General features: G+C 67.3%; 17 protein-coding genes and 1 tRNA gene. 5 read left to right on the forward strand and 13 right to left on the reverse strand.

Annotated features, from left to right (window positions below):
• Positions 1-4: 4 nt before the first annotated feature.
• From G4D77_RS01950 to G4D77_RS01960, 3 genes are all read left to right on the forward strand, one after another.
• Positions 5-187: a hypothetical protein gene (locus G4D77_RS01950; protein WP_213757884.1), complete on the forward strand. Its 183-nt coding sequence runs from the start codon at positions 5-7 to the stop codon at positions 185-187.
• Between the two features lie 14 nt (positions 188-201).
• On the forward strand, positions 202-411 hold the full coding sequence (locus G4D77_RS01955) for a hypothetical protein (protein ID WP_016452857.1): 210 nt from the start codon (positions 202-204) through the stop codon (positions 409-411).
• Between the two features lie 192 nt (positions 412-603).
• The gene (locus G4D77_RS01960; RefSeq protein WP_213757885.1) at positions 604-1662 is read left to right on the forward strand and encodes a tyrosine-type recombinase/integrase; all 1059 of its coding nucleotides are present in this window, start codon (positions 604-606) and stop codon (positions 1660-1662) included.
• A gap of 25 nt (positions 1663-1687) precedes the next feature.
• Here G4D77_RS01960 and G4D77_RS01965 read toward each other — a convergent pair.
• From G4D77_RS01965 to tolB, 5 genes are all read right to left on the reverse strand, one after another.
• Positions 1688-1763, reverse strand: a tRNA-Lys gene (locus G4D77_RS01965).
• A 68-nt stretch (positions 1764-1831) separates the two neighbouring features.
• On the reverse strand, positions 1832-2659 hold the full coding sequence (locus G4D77_RS01970; protein WP_154834475.1) for a tRNA threonylcarbamoyladenosine dehydratase: 828 nt from the start codon (positions 2657-2659) through the stop codon (positions 1832-1834).
• Positions 2659-3441: a tol-pal system protein YbgF gene (gene ybgF / locus G4D77_RS01975; RefSeq protein WP_213757886.1), complete on the reverse strand. Its 783-nt coding sequence runs from the start codon at positions 3439-3441 to the stop codon at positions 2659-2661. Before ybgF ends, G4D77_RS01970 begins: the two co-directional genes overlap by 1 nt.
• Complete coding sequence (gene pal, locus G4D77_RS01980) at positions 3441-3983, reverse strand: peptidoglycan-associated lipoprotein Pal (RefSeq protein ID WP_016446824.1); 543 nt, start codon at positions 3981-3983, stop codon at positions 3441-3443. Before pal ends, ybgF begins: the two co-directional genes overlap by 1 nt.
• A gap of 78 nt (positions 3984-4061) precedes the next feature.
• Complete coding sequence (tolB, locus tag G4D77_RS01985; RefSeq protein ID WP_016446823.1) at positions 4062-5381, reverse strand: Tol-Pal system beta propeller repeat protein TolB; 1320 nt, start codon at positions 5379-5381, stop codon at positions 4062-4064.
• A 189-nt stretch (positions 5382-5570) separates the two neighbouring features.
• Here tolB and msbA point away from each other — a divergent pair, with 189 nt between their 5' ends.
• Positions 5571-7388: a lipid A export permease/ATP-binding protein MsbA gene (gene msbA, locus G4D77_RS01990; RefSeq protein WP_154834477.1), complete on the forward strand. Its 1818-nt coding sequence runs from the start codon at positions 5571-5573 to the stop codon at positions 7386-7388.
• Between the two features lie 55 nt (positions 7389-7443).
• On the opposite strand, the gene G4D77_RS01995 is transcribed toward msbA, so the two are convergent.
• From G4D77_RS01995 to mltG, 6 genes are all read right to left on the reverse strand, one after another.
• Positions 7444-8169: an ankyrin repeat domain-containing protein gene (locus G4D77_RS01995; RefSeq protein WP_016446821.1), complete on the reverse strand. Its 726-nt coding sequence runs from the start codon at positions 8167-8169 to the stop codon at positions 7444-7446.
• Positions 8166-8972 carry a TatD family hydrolase gene (locus G4D77_RS02000; protein ID WP_016446820.1) on the reverse strand — a complete coding sequence of 269 codons (807 nt, stop codon included), beginning with the start codon at positions 8970-8972 and terminating at the stop codon, positions 8166-8168. Before G4D77_RS02000 ends, G4D77_RS01995 begins: the two co-directional genes overlap by 4 nt.
• Before the next feature lie 96 nt (positions 8973-9068).
• Positions 9069-9428, reverse strand: a complete 360-nt coding sequence (locus G4D77_RS02005) for a PilZ domain-containing protein (RefSeq protein ID WP_016446819.1) — start codon at positions 9426-9428, stop codon at positions 9069-9071.
• Between the two features lie 128 nt (positions 9429-9556).
• Entirely contained in the window at positions 9557-10606 is a 1050-nt protein-coding gene (locus G4D77_RS02010; protein WP_046238573.1) for a DNA polymerase III delta subunit-related protein, read from the reverse strand.
• Positions 10603-11289: a dTMP kinase gene (tmk, locus tag G4D77_RS02015; protein ID WP_016446817.1), complete on the reverse strand. Its 687-nt coding sequence runs from the start codon at positions 11287-11289 to the stop codon at positions 10603-10605. The genes G4D77_RS02010 and tmk overlap by 4 nt, the downstream gene beginning before the upstream one ends.
• 69 nt (positions 11290-11358) lie before the next feature.
• Entirely contained in the window at positions 11359-12360 is a 1002-nt protein-coding gene (mltG, locus tag G4D77_RS02020) for an endolytic transglycosylase MltG (protein WP_016446816.1), read from the reverse strand.
• A gap of 46 nt (positions 12361-12406) precedes the next feature.
• Here mltG and ygfZ point away from each other — a divergent pair, with 46 nt between their 5' ends.
• Positions 12407-13354: a CAF17-like 4Fe-4S cluster assembly/insertion protein YgfZ gene (gene ygfZ, locus G4D77_RS02025; RefSeq protein ID WP_047474069.1), complete on the forward strand. Its 948-nt coding sequence runs from the start codon at positions 12407-12409 to the stop codon at positions 13352-13354.
• A gap of 35 nt (positions 13355-13389) precedes the next feature.
• On the opposite strand, the gene G4D77_RS02030 is transcribed toward ygfZ, so the two are convergent.
• Entirely contained in the window at positions 13390-14253 is an 864-nt protein-coding gene (locus G4D77_RS02030) for a YbgC/FadM family acyl-CoA thioesterase (RefSeq protein WP_013802704.1), read from the reverse strand.
• Between the two features lie 46 nt (positions 14254-14299).
• Positions 14300-15304: an alpha/beta hydrolase gene (locus G4D77_RS02035; protein ID WP_250134255.1), complete on the reverse strand. Its 1005-nt coding sequence runs from the start codon at positions 15302-15304 to the stop codon at positions 14300-14302.
• Between the last annotated feature and the right edge of the window lie 196 nt (positions 15305-15500).

A 15500-nucleotide genomic window follows, 5' to 3' on the forward strand; every position in this document is an offset into this window, starting at 1 on the left:
CCACATGCCCAAGACCACACCCCAGAAGCCCTACACCCCTCCCAGCAACTGCTACCAGGGCACGGAGCTGAAACCGCATCCAGGCCTGCCGGCCTCGCGCTTATATGCCTTCACGCTGCCCAGCCGCGTCGGCGGGCATCTGTACTACCCCGCTCCCGCGCGCCGCATCGAACCTTTCCCAGCCTGACCAGGAGCCACACCATGACGATGATCAACACCCCTCTCGTACTTCTGGCACAGCAGTGCGGCGGCACCTTCCACACGCCCGGGCCGACGCGCGCCATTCGCGGCATGTGCTTCACCTTCGAGCAGTTGGAAACACTGGCGGAGCAGCTGCGCTCGAAAGCAGCTGCGTCGCCCAATACCCACCAAGCCCAGGCACCGGAACTGGCCGCGATGCCGAATGAGTGAAACCGCGCTCACCCTAAAACAGGCAGCCGAACGACTGCAGGTTTCCTACGGAACCATCTTCGAAAGGCGGCATGAGATCGCCTTTCGCCTACCCGGATCGCGCATATGGCGCATCTGGCCATCCGCCCTTGCTGCTCTCAACAAACCTCGCAACAATGTCACCCGGCTATCGTTGCGGAACCAGGATAGTGAATGCCCATCCGCAAAGATCAAACTTCCGGAATCTGGTGGATCGATCTACGCACGCCAAGCGGCGAAAGAGTTAGACGATCTTCTAAAACGACCGAGCGCAAGGCAGCTCAGGAGTACCACGACCGCCTGAAAGCGGAGATGTGGCGGCAGGACAAGCTGGGGGAGCAGCCGCAGCGGCTTTTCGAGGAAGCTGCCGTTCAATTCCTCCGCGCCTCTGCTGGACAGAGCGACTACGACACCAAGGTTCGGCACGTCGCGTATTGGCGCACCGTCTTCGGCGGCAGGCCAATCAGCTCTTTAACAAGCGACGTCATCCTTGACAACCTGCCCACGCACTTCGTGCGCCACGGCTCAACGGTGCAGCGGCCCACGTCGCAGAGCACCAAAAATCGGTACATCGCCACCCTGCGAACCCTTCTCAACATGTGCGAGAAGATGCAGTGGCTTGGCCGCGCGCCCATTCTCAGCAACTACCGGGAACCGGCGGTTCGCATTCGGTTCCTGACCCGCCAGCAGGCCCGCGCCTTCATCATGGCCTTGTCTCAGGACTGGATGCGGGACATCTGCCGCTTTGCCCTTGCCACGGGCATGCGAAGCGCAGAGATCCTCACGCTGACCTGGGACAAGGTAGACCTCAAGCGCTCGACGGCCTGGGTCAGCGCCGACGCCTCCAAATCGGGTTCCGCGCGAGTGGTCCCGCTCAACAGCGAAGCGTTGGACGTGCTGAACGCGCGCCCGAAAGGCGTCAACGTCTTCACGCGGCCTACCGGGGCACCTGTGAAGCAGGTCGATGCACGAATTCTTGCCCGGGCCTTCGCCGCTGCCGGTGTCGAAAATTTCCGCTTCCATGACTTGCGGCACACCTGGGCGAGCTGGCATGTCCAATCCGGCACACCCTTGTTCGTGCTGAAGGAGCTGGGAGGCTGGAAGACGCTGGAGATGGTGAAGAAATATGCCCACCTGGCGCCGGAGCATCTGGCCCAGTACGCAAACGCGGTCATGTTTTGGTCAGAGCAGACCCCCGACGACAAGAAAAAAGCCCCTACGCTTGTGGCGTAAGGGCTTGATTTCATTGGTGTTTAATTGGTGGGTCCTGCGAGATTCGAACTCGCGACCAACGGATTAAAAGTCCGCTGCTCTACCGACTGAGCTAAAGACCCGAACCACGCTTTGCATGCATCAGATGCTGCTCAGCGAAGACATAGATTCTAGCACCAAATTTTACGCCTCAATTCTTGATGCGGCTCAGTTGATCGATGACCCAGCCTGCGGCGCACTGGCCGAAGGTGGCGGTGACGGCTACCACCGAGCCGTAGCCGTGGCAGTTGAGCGTGCCGTCGCCTTCGATGGCGCAAGAGGCATCGGGCGGGGCGACGGCCTCGCGGCTGAAGACGCAGGCGATGCCGATGCGCTTGCCTTCCTTGGGTGCGCCATGCTCGCGGCGCAGGCGGTAGCGCAGTTGGGCCAGCAAAGGGTCGTGCGTGGTGGCGCTGAGGTCTTCGATGTCCACCTTGTGCGCCAAGCGCTTGCCGCCGGCCGCTCCGACCGAAATGAAGCACTGGCGCGTGGCGCGCGCATGGGCGGCCATGGCAGTCTTAGCCTTGACCTGGTCACAGGCGTCGATGACGGCGTCCGCGTTCTGGGGCAGCAGGCGCAGCCAGTTGTCTGGATCCACGAAGTCGTCGATGCAGTGCACGCGGCAGGCCGGGTTGATCTGGGCAATGCGATCGCGCATGGCTTCGATCTTGGCATGGCCCACGGTGGTGGAGAGCGCGTGAATCTGGCGGTTGATGTTGGACTCGGCGACATGGTCCATGTCGATGAGTGTGAGCTCGCCCACACCGCTGCGCGCCAGCGCCTCGGCGGTCCACGAACCTACGCCGCCGATGCCCACCACGACGACGTGCGCGGCGCGGATGCGCGCGGCGCCCGGCACGCCATACAGGCGCTCCAGGCCGCCGAAGCGGCGCTGCAGGTCGGCATCAGAAAAAACAGCGCCTGCTTCAGGCGCTGTCTTGTCTTCTCCCGGAAGGGATGAAGAGACCGTATCGCTCATCACTTGAGGCTGGCGAGACGGTTCTTGGCCGCGGCTGCGGCTTCGGCGTTGGGATAGGCCTTAATCAGGTCTTCCAGCGTCTTGCGCGCGCCCTTGGTGTCCTTCATCTCGATCTGGCAGTTGGCGATGGACAGCGCCGCATCCGGCGCCCGGCCATGCATGGGGGCTGCCGCCAGCAGCGCGCGGAAGTTGGAGATCGCGTCCTTGTAGTTGCGATTGGCGTACTGCGCATTGCCCAGCCAGAAGCGTGCCGAGGGCACGTAGCCGCTCTTGGGCCACTGGTTCAGGAAGGACGAGAATGCCGTGCCGGCTTCGGCAAAGCTGCCTGCGCGGAACTGCGCCAGCGCGGCTTCGAAGTCGCGCTTCTCTGCCGGGTCGGCCGCGAATTCCTGGCCGTCCACCGTCACCGTGACCGGCTCGAACTGGCGCAGGCGCTCGTCCACGCCCTTGGCGATGTCGCGCTGGCCGCGCTGCAGCTCGGCCACATCGCGCAGCAGCTGCTCGTTCTGGCCGCGCAGCTTGGCTTGCTCGGACTTGAGCTGCTCGATCTGCGACTGCAGTTCGAGCAGGCCACGGCGCGTTTGCGCGCTTTCCTCGGTCATGCGCTGCTGCGACTGCTGCATGCTGTCGACACGCTGGCGCATTTCGAGGATGGCGCGGCGCGCCTCGTCATCGCCGAACAGCGCGGCATGGCCGCTGGCGGCGTAGCCGGCCATCAGGCCGGCAGCCAGCAGCGTGCGCAGCGCGGTGCGATGCAGGATCGGGGAGCGCTTCATGTTCATCAACGGTAGGACAGTTCAGCGCGGCGGTTTTGCGCGTAGGCGTCTTCGGAATGGCCTTCGGAGGCAGGCTTTTCCTTGCCGTAGCTCACGGCTTCCATCTGCGCGTCGCTCACGCCCAGCAGGCCCAGCGAGCGGCGCACGGCTTCAGCGCGCTTTTGGCCCAGGGCCAGGTTGTATTCGCGGCCGCCGCGCTCGTCGGTGTGGCCTTCGATCTGGACCTTGCGTGCAGAAGACGCCTTCAGGAAGCGTGCATGGGCTTCTATCTGGGGCTGGGCGTCGGCCTTGACGACGTAGCTGTCGAAGTCGAAGTAGACGATGCGGCTGACGCCCTGGGGACCTGCCTTGTCGGCAGCCGAGCCGGTCAGGTCCACGCCCGAGATGCCGCTTTGCGAGGTGCTGCCGGTGCCGGCACCGCTGCCCTGGCCCGTGCTGGAGGCGCCCGCGTCGGTGACCGGGGTTTCGTCGAGCTTGACGCCCGAGCTGCAACCTGCCATGAGTGCGGTGACTGCAAGTGCCAGGGAAAGTCGTTTGATGGTGATCATGAAAAATCTCCGTATGTCCGGATGGACTTCGTGCTGAGTTGACTTGTTGACTGAAAAGAAATCGAGGAAGCCGGGCTATCACTGGCGCTGGAACGGACCCCAGTCGGGCTCGCGGATGTCTCCGCCCTGCCCTGCCAGCCGCGCCTTGATCTTGCCGTCCAGCGTGGTGGTCATCAGGGACTCGCGGCCCTGCTGCAGCGTGGCGTAGACGATCAGGCGGCTGTTGGGAGCGAAGCTGGGGCTTTCGTCCGCCGTGGTGTCGGTGATGGCATTCACGGTGCCGGTGCCCAGGTCCATGACGTGGAGCTTGAAGCCGCCGCCCACGCGCGAGATGTACGCAAGCCACTTTCCATCGGGGCTGACACTGGGCGAGATGTTGTAGTTGCCGGTGAAGGTGACGCGCTCCGCGCTGCCGCCGGAAGCCGGCACCTTGTAGATCTGCGGGGCGCCGCCACGGTCGCTGACGAAGTAGATGGAGCGGCCGTCGCTGGAGAAGTTCGGCTCGGTGTCGATGCCGCTGCTTTGCATCAGGCGGCGGGGCTCGCCGCCCTGGGCGCTGATCAGGTACAGCTGCGAACCACCATCACGGCTGAGCGTGACGGCCAGCGAGTTGCCATCGGGCGCCCAGGCCGGCGCGCTGTTGGAGCCGCGGAAGTTGGCGACCAGACGACGGCGGCCGCTGGCCACATCGTGCACATAGACCACGGGCTTGCGCGACTCGAAGGACACGTAGGCCAGCTGGGTGCCGGTGGGCGACCAGGCGGGCGAGATGATGGGTTCCGGGCTGGACAGGGCGGACTGCGCGTTCTCGCCATCGGCATCGGCCACCCACAGGCGGTAGTTGCTTCCTGCCTTGGTCACGTAGGCGATGCGTGTGGAGAACACGCCTTTCTCGCCCGTGAGTTTCTCGTAGATGTAGTCGGAGATGCGGTGGGCCACCAGGCGCAGGTCGCCGGTGGTGACGGCAAAGCCCTGGCCGCCCAGGTCCTGGCCTTTGACCACGTCCCAGAGGCGAAAGCGCACGTCGTAGCGGCCATCGGCCAGGCGCGTGATGCTGCCCACGGCCAGGGAATCTGCGCTTTTCTGGCGCCACATGGCGACATCGGGGCGCGAGGTTTCATCGAGTTGCACGCCGGCCGTGTCCACGGCGCGGAACTGACCGCTGCGCTCCAGGTCGGCCTGGATGATGGCCGAGATCTTCTGTGGCGCCTGCCCTTCTCCCTTGAATGCTGCAATGGCGATGGGCAACTGGGTCAGGCCCACGCCCGTCACTTCGACGCGGAACTGGGCCAGCGCGGGAATTGCAGGAGTGGAGGCAAGAGCGGCCAGCAGGGTTCGGCGCGAAGGGCGCGGCACGGCCGCCAGGGAGGAAGGAGAAAGGAGTCGGTCAATAGTCATTGGCATTCATCAATATCTACGGGAAGACCCCGGTACTTGCACAGGTGCGAATGTTACACACACTGGATGCGTCACGATGTAAGAACGTGCACTGTAGGGTCTGTCGGCCCAGGCTTTGTCGATCCCCGCCAGCCGCATCGGTTCCCCATGGGGCAGCCCCAGGCAAGCCCGCCGTAAAATCCGCGCTTCATGCACGCACCATCCTCACCGCCGCCGGCCCCTGCGCCGTCCGCCGCACCGGCGGCCCATGATCTCGCCAGCACCCTGACCCTGTCGCAGCGCCTGAAGCGCCTGTCCCCCTATTTTGGTGGTCAGCGCCTGGCCTGGACGATGGCCGTGGCCGCCACGCTGGTGGGTGCGGTCACCGAGCCGTTGATACCGGCATTGCTGCAGCCGCTGCTGGACAGCGGCTTCACCGACGGCACGCTGCCCCTGTGGTCGGTGCCGCTGGCTATCATCGGCGTGTTCCTGGTGCGGGGCCTGTCGCAGTTCGTGGGCCAGTACGCGCTGGCGCGCATTGCCAACGAGGGCATGCTGGCGCTGCGCAGGCGCCTGTTCGAGCGGCTGCTGGCGGCCGACATGGCCTTGTTCTCGCGCCAGTCGGCCTCATCGCTGTCCAACACCGTGGTCTATGAGGTGCAGACCGGCTCCACCCTGCTGGTGCAGGCCATGCTGGGCATCTCGCGCGATGGCTTCACCCTGGTGGCGCTGCTGGGCTACCTGCTGTATCTGAACTGGCAGCTGACGCTGGTGGTGGCCGCCGTGGTGCCGGGCGTGGCCTGGATCATGAAGACGCTGTCGCGCCGCCTGTACCGCATCACCAAGATCAGCCAGGAAGCCACGGACTCCCTGGCCTATGTGGTGGAGGAGAACGTGCTGGCCCACCGCATGGTGCGCCTGCATGGCGCGCAGCAGGGCCAGCAAAAGCGCTTTGGCGGCCTGAGCGGGCAACTGCGCAAGCTGGCCATCAAGGCCACCATCGCCTCTGCCGCGATGACGCCGCTGACCCAACTGCTGGCCGCTGCTGCCCTGTCGGCCGTGATCTGCATCGCGCTGTGGCAAAGCCGGGGCACGGGCGCCACCGCGGCCAATGTGCAGGATGTGACGGTGGGCAGTTTCGCGGCCTTCATCACGGCCATGCTGATGCTGATTGCCCCCATCCGCCGCCTGGCCGATGTGGCCAACCCCATCACGCGCGGCGTGGCGGCGCTGGAGCGGGGCCTGCATCTGCTGGAGGGCTCGGGCGACGAGACCGGCGGCACCCAGGTGCCCGGCAAGGCGCGTGGCGAGATCGAGCTGCGCGACGTGTCCGTGCAGTTTGGCGAGGACAAGGCGCCCGCCCTGAGCCATGTGGACCTGCGCGTGCGCCCGGGCGAGGTAGTGGCCCTGGTCGGCCCCTCCGGCGCGGGCAAGACCACGCTGGTGAACCTGCTGCCGCGCTTTCTGCAGCCCACGGATGGGCAGTTGCTGCTGGACGGCACCCCCCTGCCCGAATGGGATCTGGCCGCCCTGCGCCAGCAGTTCGCCATGGTCAGCCAGGATGTGGTGATGTTCAACGACACCATTGCCGCCAATGTGGCGCTGGGTGGCGTGGAAGACGAGGCACTGCTGTGGGCGGCGCTGGACGCCGCCAACCTGGGCTCGCACGTGCGCGGCCTGCCCCAGGGCCTGCAGACGGTGGTGGGCCACAACGCCAGCCAGCTGTCCGGCGGCCAGCGCCAGCGGCTGGCGATTGCGCGGGCGCTGTACAAGGATGCGCCGGTCCTGATTCTGGACGAGGCCACCTCGGCACTGGACAACGAATCCGAGCGCCTGGTGCAGGAGGCGCTGACACGGCTGATGCAGGGCCGCACGACCCTGGTCATCGCCCACCGGCTGTCCACCATCGAGCATGCCGACCGTGTGGTGGTGATGGAGCGCGGCCGCATCGCCGAGCAAGGCACGCATGCCGAACTGCTGGCGCGCGACGGGCTGTATGCCAGGTTGAGCAGGAACCACGCCACCTGAGCGGACAGGATTGGGGGCGGCCATGCCGCTTTCGCTTGCGGCTTGCAGCTGGCGGCTACCAGCTCCCGCGCGAGGGCTGGGTCTTGCGTTCGGCCTTGATGGCCTTGGTGAGTTTGTCGACCATGTATTGGCGGTCCACCTGCCTGGCGAAGTCGGCGGCGGTGAAGCCGCGCTGGTTGCGCAGGATGACGTCGGCGCCTTCGGCGATGAGCAGGTCCACCACGGCTTCGCTGCTGTACTGGGCAGCCAGCATCAGCGGCGTGGTGCCGTTGGGCGATTCGGCGTCGATGTAGGCGCTTTTGTCCAGCAGCAGCTTGATGATGTCCAGCGTTTGGGGCAGGTCGGCCGAGGTGGCGTAGTGCAGCGGTGTCCAGCCGGGGCGGTTGACATCGGCGCCCCGGCGGATGAGTTCCTTGGCCAGGTCCAGGTGACCCTTGATGCAGGCCATCATCAGCGGCGTTTCGCCCTGCTGCGAGGCTTCGTTGACCTTGATGCCGGGGGACTTGAGCAGCACGTCGAAGACGCCCAGGGAGCCCTGGTGCAGGGCCGCAACCAGGCCCGGGCGGCCGCGCGTGTCGCGCGTGTTGGGATCGAAGCCGCGAAAGATCAGGTTGACCATGGCGCGCTCGTTGTCGCTGACGATGGCACGCACGTAGTCGTCGTACTGGCTGGCGTGCGCCAGCCCGGCACCGGCTGCAGCCACGGCCGTCAGGGCGCGGCCGGCCCGGGCCAGCCAGCGGCGACGGTCCACGCGGCCGACGGCCGCAGCATTCAGTCTCATGCGACAACCCCCTTGAAAAGCTGATCGAAGTTGGCACTGGTCAGGGCGGCCACCTCCTCGACCGGAATGCCGCGCACCTGTGCAATCTGCTGGGCCACGTACGGCACATACGACGGATTGTTGGTCTTGCCGCGATAGGGAACGGGCGCCAGATAAGGGCTGTCGGTCTCGATCAGCAGGCGGTCGGCCGGCACGAAGGCGGCCACGTCGCGCAGGTGCTGGGCGTTCTTGAAGGTGACGATGCCCGACATCGAGATGTAGTAGCCCAGGTCCAGCGCCGCGCGCGCGACCTCCATGGTCTCGGTGAAGCAGTGGAAGACACCGCCGGCCTGGCCTGCCGAGCCGTCCTCGCCTTCTTCGCGCAGGATGGCCAGCGTGTCGTCCGAGGCACTGCGGGTATGGATGACCAGGGGCTTTTGCGTCTGGCGCGCCGCGCGGATGTGCACGCGAAAGCGCTCGCGCTGCCATTCCAGGTCGGCAATGGTGCGGCCGCCCTTGCGGTCTTCCATGCCGTAGTAGTCCAGGCCCGTCTCGCCGATGGCGACCACGCGCGCCAGCGCGGCGCGCTCCACCAGGTCGCCCACGCTGGGCTCGGTCATGTGTTCGGTATCGGGGTGCACGCCCACGGTGGCCCAGAAGTTGTCGTGGTCCAGCGCCAGTTGGTGCACATCGCCGAACTCCTCCATCGTGGTGCAGATGCACAGCGCGCGGGTGACACGCGCGGCCGCCATGGCCTCGCGGATCTCGGGCAGGCGGCTTTGCAGCTCGGGGAAGTTCAGATGGCAGTGGGAATCGGTAAACATGGAATCTCGTGGTTCAGAAACAGCCATGCCGACCCGGGAGCTGTCCTCCCTGTCGGCATGCATGGCAGGCAGGTGCACCTGAAACAGGTGCAGCCATCAGACCGTCTGCGTGGCCTTGTCCGAGCTCAGCGCCGCGCCCAGGATGTTCTCGATCTTGGCCTTGAGCTCGGCGGATTTCTCGTCCTTGGGAAACTGTATGCCTATGCCCTGCGTGCGGTTGCCCGAGGCGCGTGCGGGCGTGATCCACGCCACGCGACCGGCCACGGGATAGCGCTGGGGCTCGTCGGGCAGGGTCAGCAGCACGTAGACATCATCGCCAAGACGGTACTCGCGCTGCGTGGGCACGAAGACGCCCCCTTCTGCGAACATGGGAATGTAGGCGGCGTACAGCGCGGCCTTTTCCTTGATCGCCAGTTGCATCACGCTGGGACGGGGTGTGGAGGGTGCGGTGCTCATGGATGGTTTGCAGACATTGGTTCGGTGAGCGGCCGGCGCAATCGGCACCGGGCCCAGGGCCGTAGGTTAACAGGCCGGGCTTTCATGTGGCGAAAAGCGCCTGGCCATGTCCTCCCGTGCCCCGCCCTTCATGCCCGGCGCTGGCGGGCAGTCTGGCCGGACATGAGCACGCGCCGCGCCTCTGCGGCCAGGGCTTCTGCCATGAGGCCTGCGTTGAAGGGATGGTCGGCCGTGCGCGCGGCCTGGGCCAGGGTTCGCGACCATTCGGCCAGCAGGCCCATGTCCAGCGGCCGCGAAGGCAGGTCGGCCGGTGTGAAGTAGCGCGGCGCGGCGCCTGCGGCCAGCGCCATCAGGTCGTGGCAGATCTTTTGCAAGGCCTCCACGGCATGGGGCGGCGCGTAGGCGGCCAGGGCCGCCACATCGCCCTTGGCCAGCGCACGCGGCAGCTGTGACCACGACGCCATGTCGCTGCCGCCACCGCTTTGCGCCAATGCCAGTGCATCGCCGGGCCGCCCGCCTGCTGCGCGCAGCGCCACGGCGGCCGCTTCAGGGGGCACGCCCTGCGTGTCCAGCCAGGAAAGGGCCTCTTGCTGATCCGGCCAGGCCATGGTGTGGATCAGGCAGCGGCTGCGAATGGTGGGCAGCAGCTGGTGCGATGCCTCGCTGGCGAGCACGAAACGCGCATCGCCGGGCGGCTCCTCCAGCGTCTTGAGCAGCGCATTGGCCGTGATGGCATTCATCTGCTCGGCCGGATAGACCAGCACGGCCTTGCCGCGCCCGCGCGCGCTGGTGCGCTGGCAGAACTCCACGGCGTCGCGCATGGCCTCGACACGGATTTCCTTGCTGGGCTTGCGCTTCTTGTCGTCGATGTCGGCCTGGGCCTTCTCGGGCAGGGGCCAGCCCAGCGCCATCATCTGCACCTCGGGCATGAGCACGCACAGGTCGGCATGGGCGCGCACGTCGATGGCATGGCAGCTGCCGCAGTGGCCGCAGGCGCCCTGCGGCGACGGCGACTCGCACAGCCAGGCACGCACCAGTGACAGCGACAGCGCGTACTGCCCCAGGCCCGAAGGCCCCTGCAGCAGCCAGGCATGGCCGCGCTGTGCGAGCAGGCGTGTGCGCTGTTCGGCAATCCAGGAGGTGTCGGTCTCGGCCGGCTGTGGCAGGGCTTCGTTCATGCCGCACCTCCCTGGCCGCCGACCATGATGGCCAGCCAGCCCCGGCGCACCATGACCTGCGTGATCTGCTGCCAGACCGCATGCCGGCTGGCGTTGGAGTCGATGCGGGCAAAGCGCTGGGGCGCTGCTGCAGCGCGCGACGCATAGCCCTGGGCCACGCGGGCGAAGAAGCTGCCGGGTTCGGACTCGAAGCGGTCCGGCACGCGGGCCGAGGCCAGGCGCTCGGCGGCCACCTCGGCGGGCAGGTCGAACCAGAGCGTCAGGTGGGGCTCGCGCAGCAGATCGGGCTGGGGGGCGGTGCCCGTCTGCACCATGCGCTCCAGCGTGGCCAGCGGCTGCAGGTCGAAGCCACGGCCTGCGCCCTGGTAGGCAAAGGTGGCATCAGTGAAGCGGTCGCAGAGCACGACCTCGCCGCGCGCCAACGCGGGCTCGATCACCTGCACCAGGTGGTCGCGTCGCGCGGCAAAGGCGATCAGCGCCTCGGTCAGCGGGTCCATGGCGTCGTGCAGCATCAGCGCGCGCAGCTTTTCGGCCAGCGGCGTGCCGCCGGGCTCGCGCGTGAGCGTCACCGTGCGGCCCTGGTCACGGAAAGCCTGGGCCAGCGACGCGATGTGCGAGGACTTGCCGGCGCCATCGATGCCTTCGAAGCTGATGAACAGGCCGGCGGGGGTTGCATTGGTCATATGGAAAGAGAGGATACGCAAGCGCCGCGGGAACCGCAGCAGCCCTGGGGAATATCTCAGGGCTTTTGCTCAGGGCTTTTGCTGGCCGCGCTGGTAGCGGTTGACGGCGCGGTTGTGCTCGTCCAGCGAGGCACTGAAATGGCTGGTGCCGTCTCCGCGCGCCACGAAATACAGCGCCTTGGTCTGGCTGGGCTGCACGGCGGCCATGAGGGCGGCCTTGCCGGGCATGGCGATGGGCGTGGGCGGCAGGCCCGCGCGGGTGTAGGTGTTCCAGGGCGTGTCGGTCTGCAGGTCGCGGCGGCGCAGGTTGCCGTCGAATTTCTCGCCCAGGCCGTAGATCACGGTGGGATCGGTCTGCAGCAGCATGCCGATGCGCAGGCGGTTGGTGAACACGCCTGCGATCTGGGCACGGTCGGCCGCGCGGCCGGTTTCCTTCTCGACGATGCTGGCCAGGGTCAGGGCCTCGTCGGGGCTCTTGAGTGGCGTGTCGGCCGAGCGCAGCGCCCAGACATCGGCCAGGCGCCGGTCCATGGCATGCAGGGCCCGGCGCAGCACGGCCAGGTCGGAGCTGCCCTTGGCATAGGTATAGGTATCGGGGAAGAAGCGGCCCTCCGGCGCCACCCCGGGACGGCCCAGGGCCTGCATCAGGGCCGCATCGTCCATGCCCGCGCTTTCCTGGCGCAGGAATTCCTCGCGGGCCAGGGCGGCGCGCACCTGGCGCCAGTTCCAGCCCTCGACCAGGGTCAGCGCCTTGAGCGATTCCTCGCCACGCGCGAGCTTTTGCAGCAGCACATAGGGGGTCAGGCCCGTGGTCAGTTCATAGTTGCCGGCCTTGATCTGCCGGTCCTGGCCCGAGACGCGGAACCAGGCGTACAGCAGCCGCGCATCGGTCTGCACCCCGGCCTTGACCACTTCGCGGGCGACGCCGCGCGGCGTGGTGCCGGGTTCGACCTCCAGCTCCAGCGTGGGCTGGGACAGCGGCAGGGGCTGATTCAGCCACCACCAGCCGGCACCGGCCAGCACGGCTGCCAGCACCAGCAGCATCATCAAAGCGCGAAAGATAAAGCGCACAACCTCGGTCCAAGCAAGCAATAGAGCGGCTGATCATAATTCAGCCATGACCCAGCCTTTACTGAACGGCATCGCCCCCGTTTCCCATCTCGGCGTGATACGCGCCCTCGGCGAAGACGCCGCCCCATTCCTGCATGGCCAGCTGACCAACGACTTCGCGCTGCTCGATCTGCAGCATGCGCGTCTGGCGGCGTTCTGCACGGCCAAGGGCCGCATGCTGGCCAGCTTCATCGGCTTCAAGCGCAGCAAGGACGAGATCCTGCTGCTGTGCGACCGCAGCCTGCTGGCACCCACGCTCAAGCGCCTGTCCATGTTCGTGCTGCGCGCCAAGTGCAAGCTCAGCGATGCCACGGCCGACTTCACCCTGCTTGGCCTGGCTGGCGATGCCGCCGTGCAGGCCCTGGGCGCGGCCGCCGCACCCTGGACCAAGACGGACGACGGGGCAGCCAGCCTGATCGCCCTGCACCCGGCCGCCGGCCAGCCGCGCGCCCTGCGCGTGGCCCCTGTCGGTGCGCCCCTGCCCGAAGGCCCCGCACTCAGTGAGGCCGATTGGCTCTGGAGCGAAGTCGCCAGCGGCATCGCCACGCTGTCGGCACCCGTGGTCGATGCCTTCGTGCCGCAGATGCTCAACTACGAATCGGTGGAAGGCGTGAACTTCAAGAAGGGCTGCTACCCGGGCCAGGAGGTGGTGGCCCGCAGCCAGTTCCGGGGCACGCTCAAGCGCCGCGCCTACATCGCCCATGCCCAGCAGCCGCTGGCAGCCGGCATGGAAGTCTTCACGCCCGAGGATCTGGAGCAGGCCACCGGCACCGTGGTCCAGGCCGCCCCGGCGCCCGGCGGGGGCTGGGACGCCATTGTCTCCATGCAGATCAGCTCGGCTGAGCAGCGCCTGCTGGCCCACGCCGCCCTGGGCGAGGGCCAGCGCGCCGATGCCGCGCAGGCCGTGGCGCTGCAGCTCAAGCCCCTGCCCTACGCGCTGCGCGAGGACATTTGAGATTTGGGCCTTGCACCGCCTGAGCTGCCTGCAGCTCAGGCGGTGAGCACTTTCCTCATGGTGATGTGAGGAATGCCGGCCTCTTCATAGGGCTCGCCCTCGGGCGTGAAGCCCGCGCGCAGGTAGAACGACTCGGCATGGCGCTGCGCGTGCAGCACGACTTCGCGGTCGCCGCGCTGGCGGGAGGCCTCCACCAGGCTGTCCAGCACGATGCGGCCCCAGCGGCCGCCGCGCACGCTGCGGTCCACGGCCATGCGGCCGATCCTGCCCGCGCCGGGGCTGTCGCTGACCAGGCGGCCGGTGGCAATGGGCTGGCCCAGGCCGTTGTAGACCACGGCGTGGCGGGCCACGGGGTCGAACTCGTCGATCTCGATCTCGCGCGGCACGCCCTGCTCGTGCACGAACACGGCCAGGCGCAGGCGCTCGGCGTCGCGGCCCAGGTCGTTCCAGCTGCCCGATGCCACGCGCACCACGCTCTGGCCTGCCTCATAGGCGGTGAGCACGTCGCGCAGCTGCTGCGGCACGGGCAGCGGCTGGCGCGTGGTGGCATCGGCGAACACATAGACCAGTTCCACGGTGTTGAGCAGTTCCATGCCCCGGAAGATGCCGGCCTCGAACAACAGCGAGGTATTGCCCTGCCTGGCACAGCGTATGCCCACATGCAGCACGTCGCCCAGCGTGGCCGATGCGTGGTAGGTGGTGGTGGCCTTCTTGACGAACAGCTCGCCGCCCAGGGCCGCGAAGGATGACTCATAGGGCATGCCCAGCTGGCGCCAGTAGTCGGTGACGGCCACGTCGGCGTACATCAGGTAGTGGGCGTTGAAGACGATCTTCTGGGCGTCCACTTCGGACCAGCGCACTTCGATGCGTTGCAGCGTGCGGAAATCTTGGCGTTGCATGGGTTTTTCTCTCCTGTTGTCTTGGGTGTCTTGGGTGCCCTGGCTCTCAGGCCGCGAAGGCGTCGGCCAAGGCGCGCGCCATGTCGGCATGTGCACGGCGCGCTTCGGCAATGGCGCGGCCCATCTTGACGAATTCATGGGTCACGCCCCGGTAGATCTCCAGATCCACGGGCACGCCCGACATGCGCAGCTTGTCGGCGTATTCCACGCCCTCGTCCACCAGCGGGTCGCATTCGGCCAGGCCTATCCAGGCCGGGGCCACGCCGTCCACGTCAGGCGCCAGCAGCGGGGCGAAGCGCCAGTCCTCGCGGTCGGCAGGGCTGTTGAGGTACTGGGCAAAGAACCAGGTGATGGCCGGCTCGTCAATGACCAGCCCGTGGGCGAAACGGCGGTGCGAGTCAGTGTCCTGGTGGGCCGTCGTGCCCGGGTAGATCAGCAGTTGCAGGGCCAGCTTCAGGCCTGCATCGCGCGCATGGATGGCGCAGGCTGCGGCCAACGTGCCGCCCGCGCTGTCGCCGCCCACGGCCAGGCGTGCAGGGTCGGCGCCCAGCAAGGCGCCCTGCGAAGCCAGCCATTGCAGCGCATCCCAGGCGTCGTTGTGGGCCGTGGGGAATTTGTGCTCGGGCGCACGCCGGTAGTCCAGCGAGACCACCATGGCGCCCGAGAGGTGGGCCAACTGGCGGCACAGCACGTCGTGCGTGGCCACGCTGCCCACGGTGAAGCCGCCGCCATGCAGGTACAGCAGCATGGGCAGGCCAGAGGCCGGTGCCTGGGCACGCTCCTCAGGCGAATAGAGCCGAGCGGGCAGCAAGGCGCCATCGCGCGCGGGAATCTGCAGGTCCTCGACACGCGGCAGGACAGGCTTGGGAATTTCGAGCACGCCGGCGCCCGCCTCATAGGCGGCGCGCGCACCCTCGGCGCCCAGCTGGTGCATGGGCGTGCGTGCGGCGCGCTCCATGCGGCGCAGCACATCGCGCATCTGGTGGGTCAGGGACGCCGGCAGCGGCGTGGCGTGGGGGCGGGATTCGGGCTGGGGCACGTTCAGGAGCAAGTTCAGGGACAGGTTCGATCGGAGCCATCTGGCAAGGCAAGGCAGGCGCCGCGCAGCAGGCATTGTGCCGCGAGCACAAGGCCCTGGCAGCCATGCGATGGCAGTGCACGCCCGTGCTGTCGCCCCCGTGACCGCGCAGGCGCCCTCTCAGGGTTTGCTTTGTTTGCAGTGCAGCACGCGCGGTCTAGATTCGGCG

Source organism: Delftia sp. WY8 (assembly GCF_018437695.1).
GTDB classification, from domain to species: domain Bacteria; phylum Pseudomonadota; class Gammaproteobacteria; order Burkholderiales; family Burkholderiaceae_C; genus Comamonas; species Comamonas tsuruhatensis.